The organism is Streptomyces sp. NPDC041191 (assembly GCF_055591945.1).
In genome coordinates, this window is the sequence record NZ_JBVIZC010000001.1 from 243,639 (window position 1) to 265,407 (window position 21,769).

Consider the following 21,769-nt stretch of genomic DNA (forward strand, 5'->3'; position numbering starts at 1 on the left):
GCGGGAAGGCGTCGCGGAGAGGGGGTCGGAGTCCGCGCGGGAGGGCGTCGCGGAGAGGGGGTCGGAGTCCGCGCGGGAAGGCGTCGCGAAGAGGGTGTGGAGGCTGTCACGACGGGGTGAGGGAGCTGTCGTGACCGGGTGGACTCGGCTGCCGCGGCGGGCGGGTCCGGGGGACAATACGTCACACCATGTCCTTGTTCCGCACCCTGGTCGGCGCCGTCCGTTCGGTCCGGCACGCTCCCCGGCTCGCGGCCGGGCTCGTGCCGGACGACGAGGTGCTGCTCGACGCCCCGGACGCGCGGCTCGCCCCCGCCCTGGTCGCCGCCGCCCTGGCCGATCCCGACCCCGCGGCGAAGCTGCTCGCCACCACCCGGGACGCCGCGGAGTGGGAGGACCGCGACCGGTACGTCGTCCGGCTGGCCGCCTTCGCGTACCGGAGGGACGAGTGGCTGGCCCGGTGGGTCTCGGCCGCGCCCCACGACCCCGACGCCCTCCTGGTCACGGCGCAGCTCGCCGTCCGCAGGGCGTGGGATTCCCCGGCGCGGGCCGAGCGGCTGCGCGAGCTGGACCCGCTGGTCCGGGCGGTCGCCGAGGAGGCGGGGCACGACCCGGTGCCGTGGCGGCTCGCCCTGGACCACGCGCGCGGCGCGCAGGCCGGGCCCGCCGTCTTCGAGACGCTCTGGGGGCAGGCCGTGCGCCGCTCCCCGCACCACTACGGCTCCCACGTCGCGGCGCTGAAGTACCTGTCCGCCCAGGGGTACGGCTCGCACCGCGCCGCCTTCGACTTCGCCGAGCGGGCCGCCGACGACGCCGCCCCGCGCTCCCTCGTCCGGGCGTTGCCGGTCCGCGCCGCCCACGACGTGCTGCGGGCGGAACCGGAGCGGGACGGGTCCGGGCCCCCGGACCGGGTGGACCGGGCGGCGGACCGGGCCCTGGCCCTGTCGGCGGCGTTCCCGGCGGGCGACCCCTGGCCGGCCGAGGTCCGCAACCTGCTCGCGCACGTCCTCGTGGAGCGGGGCCGGTGGGCGGAGGCGCGGGAGGAGTTCGGCCGGATCGGCCCGTACGCGACCTCGTTCCCGTGGGGGTGCGCGGGGGACGCCGTACCGGAGGACCCGCCCCCGGGCCCCCGGCCCCGCCCGTCCAGGAGGGACCCCCTCCTGCGTTTCCTGGCCGCGCGGGACCGGACGCGGGTCGAGCTGGCCCGCCGGACGCCCCTCCGGGAGCCCCGTCGCGGACGGGCCGGACGGGGCGGGCCCGTCGGCCATTAGGCTGGCCGCTGTGACCACCGCCCGCATGCCCCTCTTCCCGCTCAACGCGGTGCTGTTCCCCGGCCTCGTCCTGCCGCTGAACGTCTTCGAGGAGCGTTATCGCGCCATGATGCGCGAGCTGCTCACGATCGACGAGCCGGAACCGCGCCGTTTCGCCGTCGTGGCGATCCGCGACGGCCACGAGGTCGCGCCGACCGCGCCCGGACTGCCGGACCCGACGGCGCTGCCCGCCAGGGGCCCGGCCGCCGGGTTCGGCCCCGACCCGATCCGGTCCTTCCACCGGGTGGGCTGCGTCGCCGACGTGGCGAGCATCCGGGAGCGTGCCGACGGCAGCTTCGAGGTGATGGTGACCGGCACGTCCCGGGTGAGGCTGCTGTCGGTCGACGCGAGCGGTCCGTTCCTGGTGGCCGGGGTCGAGGAGATCCCGGAGGAGCCGGGCGAGGAGCCGGGCGCGCTCGCCGAGGTGGTGCTGCGGGCCTTCCGGAACTACCAGAAGCGGCTGGCGGGGGCCCGGGAGCGGTCCCTGACCACGAGCGAGCTGCCGGACGACCCGTCGGTGGTGTCGTACCTGGTCGCGGCGGCGGCGATGCTCGACACGCCGTCGAAGCAGCGGCTGCTCCAGGCCCCGGACACGGCGACGCGGCTGCGCGAGGAGCTGTCCCTGCTGCGCGCGGAGACGGCGGTGCTGCGGCACCTGCCGTCGCTGCCGATGGTGGACCTGACGCAGGCTCCGACGTACCCGAACTGAGCCGGTCCCGGCGGCCGGGAGGACCGGGCCGGGGACCGGGAGGGAACCGGGCCGGGAGGGCCGGGCCGGGGAAGAGGCCGAGGAAGGACGCGTGGCGGAGAACGTGGTGAAGAAGCAGAAGAAGAACGGCGGGGGCACCCCGGCGACGGTGGCCCTGACGGCGGCCGGCACCCCGTTCACCGTGCACGCCTACGCGCACGACCCGGCCTCCCCCTCGTACGGCGAGGAGGCGGCGGAGGCGCTGGGCGTCTCCCCCGAGCGGGTGTTCAAGACGCTGGTGGCGGACGTCGACGGGGAGCTGACGGTCGCGGTGGTCCCGGTGGCGGGCAGGCTGGACCTGAAGGCGCTGGCCTCGGCGGTCGGCGGCAAGCGCGCGGCGATGGCCGATCCGGCGGTGGTGGAGCGCACCACGGGCTACGTGCGGGGCGGCATCTCCCCCCTGGGGCAGCGCAAGCGGCTCCGCACGGTCCTCGACGCCTCGGCCTCCGGTCACGCGACGATCTGCGTCTCGGCGGGCCGGCGCGGCCTGGAGGTGGAGCTCTCCCCGGGGGACCTCGCCGCCCTCACCTCGGCGGTCGTGGCCCCGATCGGCCGCGTCTGACCCTCCCCGGGGCGGTGGTCCTCAGGCCGTTGTTCCCGGACCGGGCCCGGGGGCGGTGGTCCCCGGGCCGTTCCCGGGGCCGGTCCCGGGAGCGCCGTCCTCCGGCCGGTCCCAGGGATCGGGGTCGCGGGGGCCGAGGACGGCCGTCAGGACCAGGTGGACGATCACCGCCGCGAGCGGCCAGGCCAGCAGGGCGGCGGCCCCCAGGTTCAGCTTCAGCGGCGCGTCGAAGACGACACCGGGACCGGCCGCCTTGGCGCGGGCGATCACGTCCGGGCCCGCGTCGAAGTACGTCCCCGCCTTCCACGCGAGCAGCGAGCCCAGGACGCCGCCCGCCGCCAGGCCGAGCACCGGCGGGATCCCGCCCCGGCGGCGCAGCAGGAAGACGACGAGCCCGGCGACCGCGCCGAAGGCCAGGGCGAGCAGGACGAACGTGCCGTCCCCGCCGATCGCCGCCTCCCCCTCGGAGTTCCGCAGGTAGATCCCCTTGCCGTCCGAGACGAGCGGGACGCGCGGGGCCAGGTTCAGCCACAGCACTCCGAGCAGCGCGCCCGCGACCGCCGAGACGACGGTCACCGCGGCACCCAGGACGACCTCGGCCGCCGTGATCGGGTCCCCCTCCGGGCCGAGCGGCGGCGGGGGCGGCGGGGGCCAGTCGGGGTCGTGCGGCCGTGGCTGGTGGGGCGGAGTCAGAGGTGCGGTCACCCCGACATCGTGCCAGGTGCTCCGGTGTCCCGCCTCAGCGGACGACGGCCCGCCGGTACGCCCGGGTGGCGACCGCCAGCGAGGCCGCGCCGACCGCGCCGCAGACGGCGAGGTCGAGGCCGACGGCCGCCCAGTCGGGGTGGGGGACGAAGGTGCGGGCCAGGGCCTCCACGCCGTACGTGGACGGCAGCAGGTCCCGCGCCCAGCCGAGGGGGCCCGGCAGCCGTTCCGCCGGGAGGACGCCCAGGAGCAGCGCCGCCGACATGCCGAGCTGGCCGAGCAGGGTGGCCAGCTCCTGCCGGGGCGCGAGGAGGCCGAGGGCCGCGCCGAGCCCCGCGAGGGCGGCGCCGGAGAGCGGGACGACGGCGGCGAGGACCCACAGGTGGCCGAGCGGGAGGCCGAAGAGGACGGAGCCGGCGACGGCGGTGACGGCGGTCCCGGGCACGGTGAAGGAGGCGTACGCCCCGGCCGCGCCGAGCACGACGGCGGCGGGCGGCACGGGCAGGGTGGCGTAGTGGTCGAGGCCGCCGGTGGCCCGCAGCTGCCCGAAGTACTGGGCGAGCAGGTTGAGCGCGACGAAGGCGACGACGAGGACGGTGGAGCCGGCCACGACGGCCCGCGCCTCGGAGCCGCCGTCGACGACCCCGCGCATCAGGACCATGATCCCGATCGACTGGAAGGTGGCCACGAAGAGCAGCGGGATGCGGGCGACGCGGGCCCGGGAGAGCTGGGCGCGGTAGACGGCGGCCATGGACGGCAGCAGCCGGGCGCGGGGGGCGAGGGGCGCGGCGGTCCCCTCGCCGTACGGCCGGCGGGCCGGCGCGGGTGCCGGCAGGACCTCGGCGGGCACGGTGCTCACTGCGGACAGCTCCTGACGGTCACGTACGGAACGCGGGGGGCCGCGTGCGGGACGCGGCCGGCGCCGGGGGCGCGGGAGGGGCCCCGGGAACCGGGGCGGCGGACCGCCCCGGAGGGACCGGAGGGACCCGTACGACCGGAGGACCCCGTACCGGCGGAGGGACCCGTACCGCCGGAGGGACCGGCGGAAGCGGCGGGGGCGTTCGGGCCGGCGGGAGCGGCCGGGGCGGGAAGCGCGGTTGTCATGCCTTCACCAGCCCCTCGGCCCCCTCGGTCGCCCCGCCCAGCGCCAGGTAGACGTCCTCCAGGCTGGGCGTGGCCAGGGTGAAGTCGTCGAGGGCGGCGAAGGCGGCGCCCCCGGTGACGGTGGCGACGGCCGCGCGGGCCGCGTCGGGGGCGAGCCGCAGGACCCAGCGCCGCCCGGTCTCCTGGGAGCGTTCCCGCAGCGCGGCGACCTCGGGCAGGTGGAGGGGGGCCGACTCGCGCCACACCAGTTCGACGCGGACCTCGTCCGCCACGCGCTCCTTGAGCCCGGCCGGCGTGTCGCAGGCGATGACCCGGCCGTGGTCGAGGACCGCGACCCGGTCCAGGACCGTCTCGGCCTCGATGACGTTGTGGGTGACGAGCAGCACGGTGGTGCCCTGTTCGGCGCGCCGCCGGTCGACGGCGGCCCAGACGGCGCGCCGGGCGACGGGGTCCATGCCGGTGGTGGGCTCGTCCAGGACAAGGACGGGCCGCCGTCCGACGAGGGCGGCGGCGACGCAGGCGAGCCGCCGCTGTCCGCCGGAGAGCTTCTTGAGGGGCCGGGAGGCGAGCGCGGTGAGGCCCAGCTCCTCCAGGACGGCGTCGCGCTCGGCGCGCGCGTCGTGGGCGGTGAGACCGCGCAGCCGTCCGGTGGTCTCGGCGGCCAGGGCGACGGTCAGCTCGTCCAGGGCGGTGGACTCCTGGCCGAGGTGGGCGAGGAGGCGGGACGCCCGCTCGGGGTGGCGCACCAGGTCGTGGCCGAGCAGTTCGACGGAGCCGGAATCGGGCCGCATGAGCCCGGTGACCTGGCGGACGAGGGTGGACTTGCCGGCGCCGTTGGGGCCGAGCAGGCCGAAGATCTCGCCGCCGCGCACATCGAGGCTGATCCCGTCGGTGGCCCGCACGGCGGAGGTCGCGGGCGCGCCGCGTCTGCCGCGCGTGGCGGGGTACGTCTTGACCAGATCCCGCACCGCGCACACCGTACTCACGGAGGAAGAGCCTACGGGGTCGCCGGGCCCGCTCCGGGCGCGGGGGCGTGTTCGGCGGCGGCGCGCACGTCGATCTCGCGCCAGAATCCGGCCCTGATCGCGTACCGGTCGTGCTCGTCGATCTGGTCGTCCTTGTGGGCGAGGAGGCCGAAACGGGCGGCGTAGCGGAGGAGTTCGCCGTCGATGCGGTGCGGGATGCGGGGGTAGAGGACGGAGAGCTTCTGGACGTGGCTCTGTTCCGGGAGGCGTTCCATCCACCGGCGGGCGAATACCTGTCCGACCTCGAACGGGTCACCGCCGACGGTGGTGATGTCCTCCTCGCGGTCGGCCCAGCGCTGCTCGGCGCTGGTGAGGGCGGCGAGCGTGGGCAGGGAGGCGGTCTCGGCCGGTTCGCCGAGCGGGGCCGGGCGCTCGACCCAGCCCCGGTCGGAGGACCAGCGGAGCGCGCTCGTGCTCTGCGGCACGGTGGTGGCGGTGCCGTGGGCGTGGGGGGCGCGCAGCCCCGCGAGGTCCTTGGGGGTGGGGACGACGCCCCTCCCCGGGGCCGGGGCCTGGTCGGCGTCGCGGGCGCGCCCGTTCCCCCGGGCGTGCCGGTGGCCGCCGTCGCCGGAGGCGCCGGAGGGGGCCGGTTCCCCGTCGCGCGCGCCCCCGGACGCGGTCGCCTCCGCCGCCCGCTCGGCGGAGGCGGCGAGGGCGGCCTCGGGCAGCGGCGCGGAGAGGATGGCGGCGATCTCGGGGCGCGGGGCGGGCGGGGGCGCGCAGACCCCGGTGAGGTCCTTGGCGCGGACGGCGCGGGTGATCCAGGCCCGGTCGAGGACCCGTCGTTCGTCGGCCTCGGCGACCAGGTCCTCGGACTGGTTGTAGTCGCCGTCGGCGGCCTGGACGGCCCAGAGGTGGACGGCGACGCCGTGTTCCTTGGCGGACATGAGGCCGGGCAGCAGGTCGCCGTCGCCGGTGACGAGCACGATGTCGGAGCAGGCCCTGTTCCTGGCCAGCTCGGTCAGCTCGGTGTGCATGGCCGCGTCGACGCCCTTCTGCGCCCAGCGTCCCTCGCTCCTGGTCAGGGCGCCGAGCCGGACGGTGACCCGGGGCATCACGCGCAGCCTGCGGTGTTCGGGCTGGGGCACCCGGTCGGGCGCGCCGTCGAACCAGTAGATGCGCAGCAGGGGCAGCGCGGTCTCGGCCTCGGCCCGCTGGCGCAGCTGCTGGATGAGCGCGGCGTGGTCGACGGTGATCCGGGAACGGGCCGGTTCCCCGGCGAGGAGGCTGGCGGCGGCGCCCAGCAGGTAGCCGGCGTCCACCAGGACGACGCAGCGGTCCACGTGTTCCACCCTCTTTCGGCCCTGGGGGTCGGACTCGGGATCGGAAGTTGCTCCGGGTTTCCTTCGAGTCTGCCCGACCGCCGGGGGCTTGACGGCCGGAACTGGATCATCGGCGTGGCGGATGCCCCTTCCGCAGGGCTTTTACGTTCCGTAATGATCCAACATGCGGCGTTTCATGCCGTATGTGAGTCTGACAACGGCCCTGGCCCCTAGATCCCCTTGAGGAGGCATCACCATGGCCAAGAACCGCAACCAGAACCGTGGTCAGAAGCAGTCCCCGGCCGAGCGCGGCGCCCAGCAGGCCCAGCAGACGGCGATGGAGTCCGAGGCCGCGCAGCGCGCGTCCCAGGTCCTGCCGAGCGACGTCGCCCGCAAGGGCCGCCAGAAGCGCTTCGGCCACAACTGACGCCGCACCCGTCCTTCGCGTACTCCGCGTACGGCAAAGGGGCGCGCCCGTGACGACGGGCGCGCCCCTTGCGCGTGCGCGGGCCGGAGGGGGTCAGCCCGCCAGGCAGGACGGGCCGAGCAGCACCTTCAGGTCGCCGAAGAGCGCCGGGTCGGCCGTCACCCGGTGCCGGTCGAGCCGGAGCACGGTGGTCTTGCGCGGGCCCTGGAGCTTGATCCGCACCTCGGTGTTGCCCTTGTGGTGCCGGAGGATCTCGCCGAGCCTGCTGACCATCGGCGGGGTCACCTTCACCGTCGGGATGGTGAGGACCACCGGCGCGTTGGTCCCGGCGTTCGACAGGTCCGGGACCATCAGCTCCATGGCGACGAGCCGGGGCACGTCCTCGCGCTTGTCGAGCCGTCCCTTGACGAAGACGACCGTGTCCTCGACGAGCTGGGTGGAGACCAGCTGGTACGTGGCCGGGAAGAACATGCACTCGATGGAGCCGGCCAGGTCCTCGACGGTGGCGATCGCCCAGGCGTTGCCCTGCTTGGTCATCTTGCGCTGGAGGCCGGAGATGATGCCGCCGATGGTGACGACCGCGCCGTCGCCGTGCTCGCCGCCGGTGAGCTGGGAGATCGCCGCGTCCGTCTTGTCGGACAGGACGTGCTCGATGCCGAAGAGCGGGTGGTCGGAGACGTAGAGGCCGAGCATCTCGCGCTCCTGGGCGAGCAGGTACGACTTCTCCCACTCGACGTCGGAGAACTCGACGTCCAGGCCGAAGCCGGGTTCGTCGCTGGTCTCCTCGCCCATGCCGCCGAAGAGGTCGAACTGTCCCTCGGCCTCCTTGCGCTTGACCGCCACCACGTTGTCGATCATGGGTTCGTGGTGGGCGACCAGGCCCTTGCGGGTGTGGCCCATCTCGTCGAAGGCGCCGGCCTTGATCAGCGACTCGACGGTCCGCTTGTTACAGACGACGGCCTCGACCTTGTCGAGGAAGTCGGGGAAGGAGGAGTACTTCCCCTTGGACTTGCGGGTCCTGATGATCGACTCGACGACGTTGGTGCCGACGTTGCGGATGGCGGAGAGGCCGAAGAGGATCACGTCGTCGCCCTGGGCGGCGAAGTTCGACTGGGACTCGTTGACGTTGGGCGGCAGGACCTTGATGCCCATGCGGCGGCACTCGTTGAGGTAGACCGCGGACTTGTCCTTGTCGTCCTTGACCGAGGTCAGCAGTCCCGCCATGTACTCGGCCGGGTGGTTGGCCTTGAGGTAGGCGGTCCAGTAGGAGACCAGGCCGTACGCGGCGGAGTGCGCCTTGTTGAAGGCGTAGCCGGCGAAGGGGACCAGGACGTCCCAGAGGGCCTGGATGGCCTCGTCGCTGTAGCCGTTCTTCCGGGCGCCGGCCTGGAAGATGGTGAAGTTCTTCGCCAGCTCCTCGGGCTTCTTCTTGCCCATCACGCGGCGGAGGATGTCGGCCTCGCCGAGCGAGTACCCGGCGATGATCTGGGCGGCCTTCTGCACCTGCTCCTGGTACACGATGAGGCCGTAGGTGACCGCGAGCACCTCTTCGAGCGGCTTCTCCAGCTCGGGGTGGATCGGGGTGATCTCCTGCTGCTTGTTCTTGCGCAGGGCGTAGTTCGTGTGCGAGTTCATGCCCATCGGGCCCGGCCGGTACAGGGCGGACACGGCGGAGATGTCTTCGAAGTTGTCGGGCTTCATCAGCCGGAGCAGCGACCGCATGGGGCCGCCGTCGAACTGGAAGACGCCGAGGGTGTCGCCGCGCTGGAGCAGTTCGAAGGTCTTCGGGTCGTCGAGCGGCAGGGCGAGCAGGTCGAGGTCGACGCCCTTGTTCGCCTTCACCATCTTGACGGCGTCGTCCATGATGGTGAGGTTGCGCAGGCCCAGGAAGTCCATCTTCAGGAGGCCGAGCGACTCGCACTGCGGGTAGTCCCACTGCGTGATGGTGACGCCGTCGGTGTGCCGCACCCAGATCGGGGCGTGGTCGACGATCGGCTCGCTGGACATGATCACGCCGGCGGCGTGCACGCCCATCTGCCGGACCAGGCCCTCGACGCCCTTGGCGGTGTCGATGACCTTCTTCACGTCGGGCTCGTTCTCGTACATCGCCCGGATCTCGCCCGCCTCGCCGTAGCGCGGGTGGGAGGGGTTGGTGATGCCGTCGAGGTCGATGCCCTTGCCGAGGACGTCGGCGGGCATGGCCTTGGTGAGCCGGTCGCCCATGGCGTACGGGTAGCCGAGGACGCGCGCGGAGTCCTTGATGGCGTTCTTGGCCTTGATCTTGCCGTACGTGCCGATCATGGCGACCTTGTCGGAGCCGTACTTCTCCGTCACGTACCGGATCACCTCGACGCGCCTGCGCTCGTCGAAGTCGATGTCGACGTCGGGCATCGAGATGCGCTCGGGGTTGAGGAAGCGCTCGAAGATCAGGCCGTGCGGGATCGGGTCGAGGTCGGTGATGCCCATGGCGTACGCGACGATCGAGCCGGCCGCGGAGCCCCGGCCGGGGCCCACGGCGATGCCCTGCTTCTTCGCCCACATGATGAAGTCGGCGACGACGAGGAAGTAGCCGGGGAAGCCCATCGAGATGATCGTGTCCATCTCGTACTCGACCTGCTTCATGCGGTCCTCGGGAATCCCGTTCGGGAACCGTCGGTGCATGCCGCGCATGGTCTCCTCGCGGAACCAGGTGACCTCGGTGTAGCCCTCGGGGATGTCGAACTTCGGCATGAGGTTCTTGGCCTCGAACATGCCGGTGGTGTCGATCTGGTCCGCGACCAGCCGCGTGTTGGCGCAGCCCTCCTGCCAGGCGTCCGAGGAGTCGACGGCGTACATCTCCTCCGTGGACTTCAGGTAGTAGCCGGTGCCGTCGAACTTGAAGCGGTCCGGGTCGGAGAGGTTCTTGCCGGTCTGGATGCACAGCAGGGCGTCGTGGGCGGTGGCCTCGTGCGCGTACGTGTAGTGCGAGTCGTTGGTGACCAGCGGCGGGATGCCGAGCTTCTTGCCGATCCGCAGGAGGTCCTCGCGGACCCGGTGCTCGATCTCGATGCCGTGGTCCATCAGCTCCAGGAAGTAGCGGTCCTTGCCGAAGATGTCCTGGTACTCGGAGGCGGCCTTCAGGGCCTCGTCGAACTGGCCGAGGCGCAGCCGGGTCTGCAGCTCGCCGGAGGGGCAGCCGGTGGAGGCGATCAGGCCCTCGGACCACTGGGAGATGGTCTCCTTGTCCATCCGGGGCCACTTCTGGAGCCAGCCCTCGGCGTAGGCGTCGGAGGAGAGCTTGAAGAGGTTGTGGAGTCCGGTGGCGTTCGCCGCCCAGATCGTCTTGTGGGTGTAGCCGCCGGAACCGGAGACGTCGTCCCGCTTCTGGTGCGGCTGGCCCCACTGGATCTTCCGCTTGTTCCGCCGGGACTCGGGGGCGACGTACGCCTCGATGCCGATGATCGGCGTGACGCCGGCCTTCTTGGCCGAGTGGAAGAAGTCGTACGCCCCGTGCAGGTTGCCGTGGTCGGACATGGCGATGTGCGTCATGCCCATCTCGTTGCACGCGTCGAACATGTCCTTCAGCCGCGCGGCACCGTCCAGCAGCGAGTACTGGGTGTGGACGTGGAGGTGCGTGAAGGGCGGCTTGGTCACGGCGGGGGGCCTCCGGGGAGAATGCGTGGCCCGGAACGCCTCGTACGGGGTGGCGGTCGGGCGACGGGCGGGCGGGGTGCGGGCTGCGGGCAGCCCGGGGGGACGGTGTCGGAGTCTAGTCGGGCGGGTGGGCCGGGCGGGGCGCCCGGGGGCTAGGGTCGCGCGGTGGGAGACGGAGAACACCTGTCCCTTTTGCCGTGAACACCCTGCGCGCACGTCCCCGTACCAGGAGGCACCCCGATGCCGGTCCCCCAGCCCACCGACGCCGAACGCGGCGAGCACGTCCTCGCCGTCTTCGACACCGCCTTCGGCGAGCTCCTCGCCGCCGACCCGGCGGCCTTCCGCGTCAAGTTCCGGAAGATGGCCGGCTCCGCCTTCGCCTTCTACCGGGGCACCGCGTGCCTGTTCTACGCCGACCTGGAGGAGGAGGCGCGCGGCGGGCCGTATCTGGACGAGCGGACCGGCCGGGTCTGGATCCACGGCGACCTGCACGCGGAGAACTTCGGCACGTACATGAACTCCCACGGCCGGCTGATCTTCAACGTCAACGACTTCGACGAGGCGTACGTGGGGCCCTTCCTCTGGGACCTGAAGCGGCTGGCGGCCTCGCTCGCCCTGATCGGGTACGCCAAGGCGCTCAGCGACGGACAGATCACCGACCTCGTACGGATCTGCGCCGCCGCCTACCGGGAGCGGATCCGCGCCCTGGCGGCCGGCGCCGGGGCGGACGAGGTGCCCGGCTTCACCCTGGAGACCGCCGGCGGGCCGCTGCTCGACGCCCTGCGCCGGGCCCGGTCGCTGACCCGCTTCGGCCTCCTCGACTCGATGACGGAGATCCGGGACTTCGAGCGGCGCTTCTCGGGCGGCGGCGGCACGATCGAGCTGGACACGGCCACCCGCCACGAGGTCCTGGCCGCCTTCGAGGGCTACCTGGAGACCCTGCCGGAGTCCAGCCGGGCCCGCCCCGACTCGTACCGGGTGAAGGACGTGGTGGGACGGCGCGGGATCGGCATCGGCTCGGCCGGACTTCCCTCGTACAACATCCTGCTGGAGGGGAACAGCGACGCCCTGGAGAACGACGTCGTGATCTACCTCAAGCAGGCGCAGACCCCGGCGGTCTCCCGCCACGTGACCGACGGGGCGGTGCGGGAGTACTTCCGGCACGAGGGCCACCGCACGGTGATCTCGCAGCGGGCGCTCCAGGCGCACGCCGACCCCTGGCTGGGGTGGACGGAGATCGAGCAGGGGGGCCGCCGGGTCGGCCAGCTGGTGGCGGAGGTCTCGCCGTACGCGGTGGACCTGGACTGGTCGGACATCGACGACCCGGCCGAGATCGCCGCGACCGTGGCGGACCTGGGCCGGGCCACGGCGACCATGCACGCGGCGGCGGACGACTCCAGCGGCCACTCGCTGGTGCCGTTCTCGACGGAGCGGGCCATCGACGCGGCGATCGCCGCCGACGAGGAGGGCTTCGCCGAGCTCCTGGTGGACTTCGCGCACGCCTACGGGGCCCGGGCGCGGGCCGATCACCAGATCTTCGTGGACCTCTTCCGCAACGGCCGGATCCCGGGACTCCAGGGGCAGGCGGGACCGTCCACAGCCTTCCTTTAGAGACCCCTTACGGGCCCTCGTGGCACACTCCTGGACGATGGACATGGCAGGGACGCAGCTGAGGGCGCTGCGGGCGGCGTTCTTCACGGCACTGGTCGTGACGCTGTCCGTGGCGTCCCACGTGCTGCTCTCGGGCGCGCCGCTGCCGGTGGGGACGGTCGTGCCGGTGGCGGCCGGCGTCTTCGCCGTGGCGTACGCGCTGGCCGGCCGCGAGCGGGGCCTCGGCCCGATCGCCGGGCTCCTCGTCCCCCTGGAGCTGGCGGCCGACACCCTCTTCACCAGCGGCCAGACGGTCTGTTACGGCCTCGCCGGCGGACCGGTCACCGGCTCGCTGCGGTCGGTGGGCGTGGAGGTCTTCTGCGGCGGTGCCGTGGGCTCGCCGCTGCCCGGGGTGGTGACCCCGGAGGACGGGGGCGCGTCCGCCCTGCTCGACTCCCCCGACCCGGCGCTGCCGTGGCTGCTGCTCCTGGCCCACGTGGGCGTCGGGTTCTCGGCGGCCTGCTGGCTGCGCGGCGGGGAGCGGGCGCTCGCCCGGCTGGTCCGCGCGGTGGAGACCCTCGCCTTCCGGCCGCTGCTGCTCGTGGTGGCCCTCGTCCGCGCCGCCGTCCCCGCGCCCCGGCGCGCCGGACGCCCCGGGGGACGGCCCCGGCCCTCCCGCGTCCGGCTCCTCGTGCACTCCGTGGGGCGGCGGGGGCCGCCGCGTCCGGGTCCCGCTCCCGCCTGAGCGGACCCCGCGGTCCCCCCTGCCCTCCCCTTTCCCTCCACGGAGAACACGATCATGAGTGCACGCAACAGCCAGGCCAAGAAGGCGGCCGCCCGCGAGCGGCTGCGCGAGGAGCGCGAGCGCCGGGCGAAGAAGGACCGGATGCGCCGGCAGCTCGTCGTCGCCTGCTCGGCCGTGGCCGTCCTGGCCGTCGCCGGCGGCATCGGCTACGCGGTGGTGCAGGCCAACAAGCCCTCCCACTGGGAGGAGGCGGCGGAGGCGAAGAACGTCACCGCCCCGAAGAACACCTCGGGCGCGAACGGCACGACCGTCGTCATCGGCAGTCCGTCCGCCGCGAAGACCCTGGAGCTGTACGAGGACTCGCGCTGCCCGGTCTGCGCGACCTTCGAGCAGTCCGTGGGCTCCACGATCGAGAAGGACGTCCAGGCGGGCAAGTACAAGATCCGGTACGTGGGCGCCACCTTCATCGACAACGCGGCCCCGGGCGAGGGCTCGAAGAACGCCCTCTCGGCGCTCGGCGCGGCCCTGGACGTGAGCCCGGAGGCGTTCCTGAAGTACAAGGCGGCGCTCTACTCCGCGAAGTTCCACCCGGAGGAGAACGACGACAAGTTCGCCGAGGACTCCTACCTCCTGGAGGTCGCGGACTCGGTGCCGGCGCTCAAGAACAACGCCGCGTTCAAGAAGCACGTCGAGGACGGCACCTTCGACGCCTGGGCCATGAAGATGTCCAAGACCTTCGACGACAGCGGGGTCACGGGCACGCCGTCCCTGAGGATGGACGGCAAGCCCGTGACGGTCCAGGGCACCGACAACCCGCCGATGACGACGGAGGAGTTCGGCAAGGCGATCACGGCGGCCCTCGCGTCCTGACGCCCGGCCCCGCTCCCGGGCGCCCGGCCCCCGGCGGTGCCCGGTCCGGAGCGCGCGGCCCCCCGGCCCCGGACCCACCGGTCCGGGGCCGGGGCGTGCCGGGGCGGGTGCGTGCGGAAGCCGGGTGTCCCGGAACGGGACGCTCCGGAGCCGGGGCGCCCCGGAACAAGGCGTCCCCGGAGCGACGAGTGGGCGAATTTCCCGTTCTCGCCCGCCTCTTGGGCGTACCCCTCAGTAATCTGACTGGCCGTGACCAGTCGACGCATACCCCTCGCCCCCACCCGCCGCACGGTCGTGAAGGCCGCCGCCGTCACCGCCGCCACCGCCCCCGCCCTCCTGGGCGCGGTCTCCCCCGCCCTCGCGGAGACCGGGCAGGCCGCCTTCCCGCACGGGGTCGCCTCGGGCGACCCGCTGCCCGACGGCGTCCTGCTCTGGACCCGCGTCACCCCGGTCCCCGGCGCCGTGCCCGGTTCCGGCCTCGGCCCGGACGTCCGGGTCGGCTGGGAGCTCGCGGAGGACCGCGGCTTCGCCCGGGTCGTCGCCTCCGGCACGGTCACGGCGGGCGCCGCCACCGACCACACGGTGAAGGCGGACGTCCGGGGCCTGCGCCCGGCCACCTCGTACTGGTTCCGCTTCACCGCGGACGGCGTCGTCTCGCCGGCCGGCCGCACCCGCACCGCGCCGGCCGCCGACACGGCCCCGGACGGCGTCCGCTTCGGCGTCGTCTCCTGCGCGAACTGGGAGGCGGGCCACTTCTCGGCCTACCGCCACCTCGCCGCCCGCGCCGACCTGGACGCGGTCCTGCACCTGGGCGACTACCTCTACGAGTACGCGAGCGGCGTCTACCCGGAGGCGAAGTACACCGTGCGGCCCCACGAGCCGCGCCACGAGATCGTCACCCTCGCCGACTACCGCGCCCGGCACGGGAAGTACAAGACGGACCCCGGCCTCCGGGCGCTGCACGCGGCGCACCCGGTGATCGCCATCTGGGACGACCACGAGTTCGCCAACGACGCCTGGTCGGGCGGGGCCGAGAACCACACCCCGGGCGCCGAGGGCGCGTGGGAGGCCCGGGTGGCGGCCGCCAAGCAGGCGTACTTCGAGTGGATGCCGGTCCGGACCTCCACCGAGGGCACGGTCTTCCGGCGCCTGCGCTTCGGGAGACTGGCCGATCTGCACCTGCTCGACCTGCGGTCGTTCCGGTCGGCCCAGGCGCGGACGGGCAGCGGCGCGGTCGACGACCCGGAGCGGAGCATCACCGGCCGCGCCCAGCTGGACTGGCTGAAGGCCGGGCTCGCGGGTTCGGACGCGGCCTGGCAGCTGGTCGGGACCTCGGTGATGATCTCGCCGGTCGCCTTCGGCGCCCTGCCCGCCCACCTCCTGGAGCCGCTGGCGGAGCTGATGGGCCTGCCGAAGGAGGGGCTCGCGGTCAACGTCGACCAGTGGGACGGCTACACCGACGACCGCAGGGAGCTGCTCGACCACCTGATCGCGCGGGGCGTCCGGAACACGGTCTTCCTGACCGGCGACATCCACATGGCCTGGGCCAACGACGTGCCGGTGAAGGCCGCGACGTACCCCCTCTCGGCGTCGGCGGCGACCGAGTTCGTCGTGACCTCGGTGACCTCGGACAACCTGGACGACCTGCTGCACGTGGCGCCGGGGACGCTCTCCGCGGTGGCGGCGACCGCCGTGAAGGCGGCCAACCGCCACGTGAAGTGGGTGGACATGGACCACCACGGCTACGGCGTGCTCGACGTGACCGCCGCCCGCTCGCAGATGGACTACTACACGGTCTCCGACAAGGCGGACCCGGACGCGACGACGGCCTGGGCGCGCTCGTACCGGACGCCGAGCGGAACGCAGCGTGTCGAGCGGGTGTACCAGCCGGTCCTCTGAGGCCCCCAAGGGGTCTATTTTCAGCCATGATCCCCTCTGTTTCGGGGAGATCACACGGCGGGGGCGGGTGGCTGTTTTTCGGCGATCGAATCCGGACACACCACCCGCCTCCGCCCCCGGGGTGTGACGTACTCCTCCCAAACTCCGGAAGCGGCACAAGTTTTTCTTCCCGATGCACCGAATTGCCCCACGGATGATTGGGCTTGATCACTCCTCAACGACGCCTGACATGGACGCGTAATCTCCCCGGCGTGGCGGAGGAAGTTCTTCCGCCCGCCCCCCCACGAGGAGACACCATGCGTGCTCTTGCCCGTATATCCCCGCGTATGTCACGTCGTATCGTCGGCACCGCCGTCATGGCCGGAACTCTGGCCCTTGCCCCCCTCTCCGCCCCCGTCGCCACCGGCGCCTCCACCCCCGCCCTGGCCGGCGCCTCCGCCGAGGAGTGCGCGGACGGCACCGCCGCCCTCTCCGGCGCCCGCAAGGCGCGCGGCGCCGACCACCACGCCGCCGAGCCGAACGAGGTCACGGCCGCCCAGGCCAAGGCGATGGACGAGGACCTCAGGAAGAAGCTGGCCTCGGCCCGTTCGGCCGGGCGCCTCGGCGCCTCCGCCGGGGAGGCCGCCGCCACCGCGGTCACCATCCCCGTCTACTTCCACGTCATCCACTCCGGCACGACGGGCAAGCTCTCCGCCACCGCCATCAACGACCAGATGAACGTCCTGAACGCGGCCTACGCCGGCCAGGGCACCGGCAACGTGAACACCAACTTCCAGTTCACCCTGGCCGGTACCGACTACACGGACAACGCCACCTGGTACAACCTGACCTCCGGCTCCACCGCCGAGAAGCAGATGAAGCAGACCCTCCGCAAGGGCGGGGCGAACGCGCTGAACTTCTACACCGCCAACCTGGGCGGCGGCCTCCTCGGCTGGGCGACCTTCCCCTCCTCGTACAAGTCCAACCCGTCCATGGACGGCGTCGTCGTCCTCGACGCCTCGCTCCCGGGCGGTTCGGCGGCCAACTACAACCAGGGCGACACCGGCACGCACGAGGTCGGCCACTGGATGGGCCTCTACCACACCTTCCAGGGCGGCTGCACCGGCAACGGCGACTACGTCACCGACACCCCGGCCGAGAAGAGCCCGGCCTACGAGTGCCCGGCCGGCCGCGACTCCTGCACCAGCAAGGCCGGCGCGGACCCGATCCACAACTTCATGGACTACACGTACGACTCCTGCATGTACCAGTTCACCGCTGGCCAGGCGACCCGCATGAACGAGAGCTGGACCGCGTACCGCGCGGGCTGACCCGTTCCGGAACGCACCGGGGGCGCGGCGGGAGACTCCTCCCCCCGCGCCCCCGGGCGCCTACGCCGCCGCCTCCAGCTCCTCCAGGAACGACAGCGCCACCGACCAGGTCCGCCCGGCTGCCTCCGCGTCCCAGTCCGGCAGCTCCGGGTCCGTGTAGAGGTGCCCGGCGCCCCGGTAGCGGTGGATCTCCACGTCCGCCCCGGCCCGGCCCATCTGGAGGTACCAGGCGGACAGCCAGTCGTCCGTCTCGAAGGGGTCGGGCTCGGCCACGTGCAGCTGTACGGGCAGCCCGTCCACCGACGCGTTCGGCGCGAGGTCCGAGGTGCCGTGCAGCAGCAGGAGGCCACGCGCCTTCTCGTCACCGAGGGCCAGGGTCTGCGCGACCGACGCGCCGAGCGAGAAGCCGGCGTAGACCAGACCGCGCTCCGAGTACGGGGCGGCGGCCAGGATCGCCCGCCTCAGCAGCTCGTCCTTGCCGATCTCGTCCCGCTTCGCCCCGCCCTCCTCCACCGAGTCGGTGGTCCAGCCGTCGAAGAGGTCCGGCGTCCACACCCGGTGCCCGGCGGCCCGCAGCCGGCCGGCCGCGGCCCCCACGGCCGGGCGCGGGCCGTACACCGAGTGGAAAAGCATGATGTCCATGCGCGCCATCCTGCCACTCGCCGCGGGCCCGCCCCGGAAGCCGGTCCCCGGGCCCGTCAGCGCATGCTGCGCACGTCCAGCTGGCGCAGCACCCGGTCCACCACCTCGGGGTCGGCGCCCGGCTCGCTGCGCGCCGCGAGGATCTCGTGCCGGGCGGCCGACAGCAGCTCCCGCTGGATGCGCTGCACCGCCCTGAAACGGTTGGCCCGCTCGGCGGTGGCCGCCCGCCGCTCGTCCTCCACCATGTCGGGACTGATCCGCGCCCCGATGTCGAAGGCGCCGCGGTGGAGCCGTTCCTGCACCTCCTCGGGCAGGTCCTCGACCTCCTCGATCTCCTTGAGCCTCCGCTTGGCCGCGTTCGCGGCCCGGACCGCGAGGTCGCGTTCCAGGGCCCGCTCGGCCTCGGTGTCCGCCTTCACCCCGAGCTTCCGGACCAGGGCGGGCAGGGTGAGCCCCTGGAGGACGAGGGTGGTGAGGATCACGCAGAAGGCGATGAAGACGATCTCCGCGCGGCCGGGGAAGGGCGAACCGTCGGCGGTGGTGAGCGGGACGGCGAGCGCGAGCGCCACCGAGGCCACTCCGCGCATCCCCGCCCACCACATGACGACGGTCTCCCGCCAGCTCACCGGGATCTCCTCGTCCACGTCCCGGAGCGTGTGCAGCCTCTTCGCCAGCCAGGTCGCGGGCAGCAGCCACAGGAGCCGGACGACGACGACCGTCCCGGCCACGGCGGCGCCCCAGCCGAGCATCTCCAGGACGTGCCCGTCCGCGTACCCGAAGACGTGGACGACCTCCAGGCCGATGAGGCCGAAGGCGATGCCGGTCACCAGGGTGTCCACGATCTCCCAGAAGGTCTGCCCGGCGAGCCGGCCCATGACGTCGTCGGCGTCGGCCGCGTGCTCGGCCAGGAAGAGCGCGGTGACCAGGACGGCGAGGACCCCGGAGCCGTGCAGCTCCTCGGCGAGGACGTAGCTCACGAAGGGAACGAGGAGGGTGAGGCCGGTCTGGAGGGTGGGGTCGCCCAGGACCCCGATGAGCTTGTTGGAGAGCCAGCCGAGTCCCAGGCCGACGGCGACGGCGACGACGGCCGAGAGGACCAGCTGTCCGGCCGCCTCGTACCAGGAGAAGGAGCCGCTGACGACGGCGGCGATCGCCACGTGGTAGAGCACGATCGCGGTGACGTCGTTGAAGAGCCCCTCGCCCTCCAGGATCGACACCAGCCGGCGGGGAAGTCCGAGCGAGCCCGCGACGGCGGTCGCGGCGACCGGGTCCGGCGGCGCGACGAGGGCGCCGAGGGCGATGGCGGCGGCCAGCGGGATGCCGGGCACCAGCGCGTTCGCGACGGCGCCGACGGCGGCCGTGGTGACGAAGACCAGGGCGACCGCGAGCAGGAAGATCGGCCGTCTGTTGGCCGCGAACTGACGCCAGGAGGTCCGCTGCACGGCGGCGTACAGCAGGGGCGGCAGCACCAGCGGGAGGATGTACTCCGGCGGGATCTCGACGTTCGGCACGAACGGCAGGAAGGCCAGCACGATCCCGATGAGGGTCATCAGGACGGGTGCGGGCAGCCCGAGCCGCTCGCCGAGGGGCACGGTGAGCACGGCACCGAGGAGCAGCAGGAACAGCAGGGCCAATTGATCCACGGCTCTGAGCCTGCCACGTACGTCCGTTTTCACACCCGTTACCCCTGATCGGGACCGGGGACGGCGTGGCGGCGGCCCCCGGACGCCCGGCGGGGCCCGCGCCTACAGGGCCTTGCGCATGGACCGGTGCGGAATGCCCGCGTCCGGGAACTCGGGGCCGTACGCCTCGTACCCCAGCCGCTCGTAGAAGCCGAGCGCGTGGGTCTGCGCGTGCAGGTCGACGGCGGTCAGGCCGCGCTCCCGCGCCACGTCCTCGATGCTCCGGACGAGGGCCGCGCCGACCCCGAGGCCGCGCGCCGCCCCGACGACCGCGAGCCGGCCGAGCGAGCCCACCGAGGCGTCGCCGCCGGTCTTCCCGAGCGCGTCGGCGCCGTGCAGCAGGCGCCCGGTGCCCAGCGGCAGCCCGTCCCCGCGCACCGCGAGGACGTGCACGGCGGTCGCGTCGTACGCGTCGTACTCCAGCTCCCGGGGAACGCCCTGCTCCTCGACGAAGACCTCGCGGCGGACCGCGAAGCACGCCTCGCGGTCCTCGTCGTCCCGTGCCTCGCGGACGGTGACGGTGTACGCGGTGCTCACCGGCTCTCCGACGCGATCCGGTCCAGGGCCGTGCGGAGGTCGTCGGGGTACGTGCTGGCGAACTCGACCCACGACCCGTCGCCCGGGTGCTCGAAGCCGAGGCGGACGGCGTGCAGCCACTGCCGGGTCAGGCCGAGGCGCTTGGCGAGGGTCGGGTCGGCGCCGTAGGTGAGGTCGCCGACGCAGGGGTGGCGGTGGGCGGACATGTGCACCCGGATCTGATGGGTGCGGCCCGTCTCCAGCTTGATGTCGAGCAGCGAGGCCGAGCGGTACGCCTCGATGAGGTCGTAGTGCGTGACGGAGGGCTTGCCGTCGGCGGTGACCGCCCACTTGTAGTCGTGGTTCGGGTGGCGGCCGATCGGGGCGTCGATGGTGCCGCTCATCGGGTCGGGGTGGCCCTGGACGAGCGCGTGGTAGCGCTTGTCGACCGTGCGCTCCTTGAACTGGCGCTTGAGCGAGGTGTACGCGTACTCCGACTTGGCGACCACCATCAGGCCGGAGGTGCCGACGTCGAGGCGGTGCACGATGCCCTGGCGCTCGGCGGCGCCGGAGGTGGAGATGCGGTACCCGGCGGCGGCGAGGCCGCCGATGACGGTGGTGCCGGTCCAGCCGGGGCTGGGGTGGGCGGCGACGCCCACCGGCTTCATGATCACCACGATGTCGTCGTCGTCGTGGACGATCTCCATGCCCTCGACGGGCTCCGCGACGACCTGCACGGGCGCGGCCGCGCCCGGCATCTCGACCTCCAGCCACGCGCCGCCGCTGACCCGCTCGGACTTGCCGACGACGGAACCGTCGACCTGGACCTTCCCGGCGGCGGCCAGCTCGGCCGCCTTCGTACGGGAGAAGCCGAACATACGGGCGATGGCGGCGTCGACGCGCTCGCCCTCCAGGCCATCGGGAACGGGCAGGGTGCGGATCTCGGGACTCGTGCTCACCCGTCGAGTATGCCTTGTGCGGGACGTGCTCCGTCCGGGGTCAGTCCTTGTGGACGGTGCCGTCCGGGTCCAGGCCCCGGAACGACAGGATCACGATGAGGACGCCGCCGCAGACGATCGCCGAGTCCGCGAGGTTGAAGACGGCGAAGTGCGCGGGGGCGATGAAGTCGACGACCGCGCCCTCGAAGACGCCCGGCGAGCGGAAGATCCGGTCCGTGAGGTTGCCGAGCGCGCCGCCGAGCAGCAGACCGAGCGCGATCGCCCACGGCAGGCTGTAGAGCTTCCGCGCGAGCCGGACGATCACGACGATCACGGCGACGGCGATGCAGGTGAAGATGATCGTGAACGCCTCGCCCATGCCGAAGGCGGCGCCCGGGTTGCGGATGGCGTCGAGGCGGAGCAGGTCGCCGATCACCGGGATCGGGGCGCGGCCCTCCAGCTTCTCGACCACGAGCAGCTTGCTGCCGAGGTCGAGCAGGTAGGCGAGGACGGCCACCACGAACAGGGCGACGATCCTGCGCCTGCCCCGGGGCCGCTCCTCCGGAACGGCGACCGCGCCGTCGTCCGGCTCCGGCGCGCCGTCGGAGGCGGCCCGCGTCCCGTCGGAGGCGGCCGGCTCGTCGGCCCCTGCTGAATCCGGCGTACCGATGATGCGCTCCGCCTCTGCCACGTGAGTGAGTCCCTCGACCTCGATGCCTGACCGTGCACCGAGGGTACGGCACGGGGGTGCGGGACCGGCAGCCGAGACGGCGGGCCCGGCGGCCGGTCGTACCGCTCGCGCCG

Annotated in this window: 19 protein-coding genes; 9 read left to right on the forward strand and 10 right to left on the reverse strand. The window is 73.3% G+C overall.

Features of this window, described 5'->3' with window-relative positions; all coding sequences use genetic code 11:
• Positions 1-188: 188 nt before the first annotated feature.
• The 3 genes from ACZ6AQ_RS01085 (at position 189) to ybaK (ending at position 2,617) form a co-directional block, all read left to right on the forward strand.
• Positions 189-1,268 (forward strand): hypothetical protein, encoded by a 1,080-nt coding sequence (locus tag ACZ6AQ_RS01085; protein ID WP_468756544.1) that lies wholly within the window; start codon positions 189-191, stop codon positions 1,266-1,268.
• Positions 1,269-1,278: 10 nt separating this feature from the next.
• Positions 1,279-2,016: an LON peptidase substrate-binding domain-containing protein gene (locus ACZ6AQ_RS01090; RefSeq protein ID WP_468756546.1), complete on the forward strand. Its 738-nt coding sequence runs from the start codon at positions 1,279-1,281 to the stop codon at positions 2,014-2,016.
• A 103-nt stretch (positions 2,017-2,119) separates the two neighbouring features.
• On the forward strand, positions 2,120-2,617 hold the full coding sequence (ybaK, locus tag ACZ6AQ_RS01095) for a Cys-tRNA(Pro) deacylase (protein ID WP_388691949.1): 498 nt from the start codon (positions 2,120-2,122) through the stop codon (positions 2,615-2,617).
• Between the two features lie 21 nt (positions 2,618-2,638).
• Here ybaK and ACZ6AQ_RS01100 read toward each other — a convergent pair whose 3' ends face one another.
• The 4 genes from ACZ6AQ_RS01100 to ACZ6AQ_RS01115 form a co-directional block, all read right to left on the reverse strand.
• The gene (locus ACZ6AQ_RS01100; RefSeq protein WP_468756548.1) at positions 2,639-3,322 is read right to left on the reverse strand and encodes a DUF2567 domain-containing protein; all 684 of its coding nucleotides are present in this window, start codon (positions 3,320-3,322) and stop codon (positions 2,639-2,641) included.
• 34 nt (positions 3,323-3,356) lie between these two features.
• Positions 3,357-4,181, reverse strand: a complete 825-nt coding sequence (locus tag ACZ6AQ_RS01105) for an ABC transporter permease (protein ID WP_468756549.1) — start codon at positions 4,179-4,181, stop codon at positions 3,357-3,359.
• 241 nt (positions 4,182-4,422) lie between these two features.
• Positions 4,423-5,403 carry an ABC transporter ATP-binding protein gene (locus ACZ6AQ_RS01110; protein ID WP_388691946.1) on the reverse strand — a complete coding sequence of 327 codons (981 nt, stop codon included), beginning with the start codon at positions 5,401-5,403 and terminating at the stop codon, positions 4,423-4,425.
• 20 nt (positions 5,404-5,423) lie between these two features.
• A complete protein-coding gene (locus ACZ6AQ_RS01115; RefSeq protein ID WP_468756551.1) occupies positions 5,424-6,743 on the reverse strand; it encodes an NYN domain-containing protein in 1,320 nt (439 codons plus the stop codon).
• 226 nt (positions 6,744-6,969) lie between these two features.
• Between ACZ6AQ_RS01115 and ACZ6AQ_RS01120 the strand changes: the two genes are divergently transcribed.
• On the forward strand, positions 6,970-7,140 hold the full coding sequence (locus ACZ6AQ_RS01120) for a hypothetical protein (RefSeq protein ID WP_388691483.1): 171 nt from the start codon (positions 6,970-6,972) through the stop codon (positions 7,138-7,140).
• A 93-nt stretch (positions 7,141-7,233) separates the two neighbouring features.
• On the opposite strand, the gene dnaE is transcribed toward ACZ6AQ_RS01120, so the two are convergent.
• Complete coding sequence (gene dnaE / locus ACZ6AQ_RS01125; protein WP_468756552.1) at positions 7,234-10,773, reverse strand: DNA polymerase III subunit alpha; 3,540 nt, start codon at positions 10,771-10,773, stop codon at positions 7,234-7,236.
• 240 nt (positions 10,774-11,013) lie between these two features.
• Here dnaE and ACZ6AQ_RS01130 point away from each other — a divergent pair, with 240 nt between their 5' ends.
• From ACZ6AQ_RS01130 to ACZ6AQ_RS01150, 5 genes are all read left to right on the forward strand, one after another.
• The gene (locus tag ACZ6AQ_RS01130) at positions 11,014-12,384 is read left to right on the forward strand and encodes a DUF2252 domain-containing protein (RefSeq protein WP_468756553.1); all 1,371 of its coding nucleotides are present in this window, start codon (positions 11,014-11,016) and stop codon (positions 12,382-12,384) included.
• Positions 12,385-12,421: 37 nt separating this feature from the next.
• Positions 12,422-13,108 carry a hypothetical protein gene (locus ACZ6AQ_RS01135; RefSeq protein WP_468756555.1) on the forward strand — a complete coding sequence of 229 codons (687 nt, stop codon included), beginning with the start codon at positions 12,422-12,424 and terminating at the stop codon, positions 13,106-13,108.
• A gap of 54 nt (positions 13,109-13,162) precedes the next feature.
• Positions 13,163-13,978: a DsbA family protein gene (locus ACZ6AQ_RS01140; RefSeq protein ID WP_468756556.1), complete on the forward strand. Its 816-nt coding sequence runs from the start codon at positions 13,163-13,165 to the stop codon at positions 13,976-13,978.
• A gap of 249 nt (positions 13,979-14,227) precedes the next feature.
• Entirely contained in the window at positions 14,228-15,877 is a 1,650-nt protein-coding gene (locus ACZ6AQ_RS01145; RefSeq protein WP_468756558.1) for an alkaline phosphatase D family protein, read from the forward strand.
• A 326-nt stretch (positions 15,878-16,203) separates the two neighbouring features.
• Positions 16,204-17,187: a zinc metalloprotease gene (locus ACZ6AQ_RS01150; protein WP_468756560.1), complete on the forward strand. Its 984-nt coding sequence runs from the start codon at positions 16,204-16,206 to the stop codon at positions 17,185-17,187.
• A 60-nt stretch (positions 17,188-17,247) separates the two neighbouring features.
• Here the strand turns inward: ACZ6AQ_RS01150 and ACZ6AQ_RS01155 are convergent, their stop codons facing one another.
• The 5 genes from ACZ6AQ_RS01155 to lspA all read right to left on the reverse strand — a co-directional run bounded on the left by ACZ6AQ_RS01155 (position 17,248) and on the right by lspA (position 21,656).
• Positions 17,248-17,829 (reverse strand): dienelactone hydrolase family protein, encoded by a 582-nt coding sequence (locus ACZ6AQ_RS01155; protein ID WP_468756562.1) that lies wholly within the window; start codon positions 17,827-17,829, stop codon positions 17,248-17,250.
• A gap of 56 nt (positions 17,830-17,885) precedes the next feature.
• Positions 17,886-19,472, reverse strand: a complete 1,587-nt coding sequence (locus ACZ6AQ_RS01160; RefSeq protein WP_468756564.1) for a Na+/H+ antiporter — start codon at positions 19,470-19,472, stop codon at positions 17,886-17,888.
• Positions 19,473-19,574: 102 nt separating this feature from the next.
• The gene (locus ACZ6AQ_RS01165; protein ID WP_468756566.1) at positions 19,575-20,048 is read right to left on the reverse strand and encodes a GNAT family N-acetyltransferase; all 474 of its coding nucleotides are present in this window, start codon (positions 20,046-20,048) and stop codon (positions 19,575-19,577) included.
• Positions 20,045-20,986 (reverse strand): RluA family pseudouridine synthase, encoded by a 942-nt coding sequence (locus ACZ6AQ_RS01170; protein ID WP_388691452.1) that lies wholly within the window; start codon positions 20,984-20,986, stop codon positions 20,045-20,047. Before ACZ6AQ_RS01170 ends, ACZ6AQ_RS01165 begins: the two co-directional genes overlap by 4 nt.
• Before the next feature lie 40 nt (positions 20,987-21,026).
• Positions 21,027-21,656, reverse strand: a complete 630-nt coding sequence (gene lspA / locus ACZ6AQ_RS01175; protein WP_468756568.1) for a signal peptidase II — start codon at positions 21,654-21,656, stop codon at positions 21,027-21,029.
• Positions 21,657-21,769 lie beyond the last annotated feature (113 nt).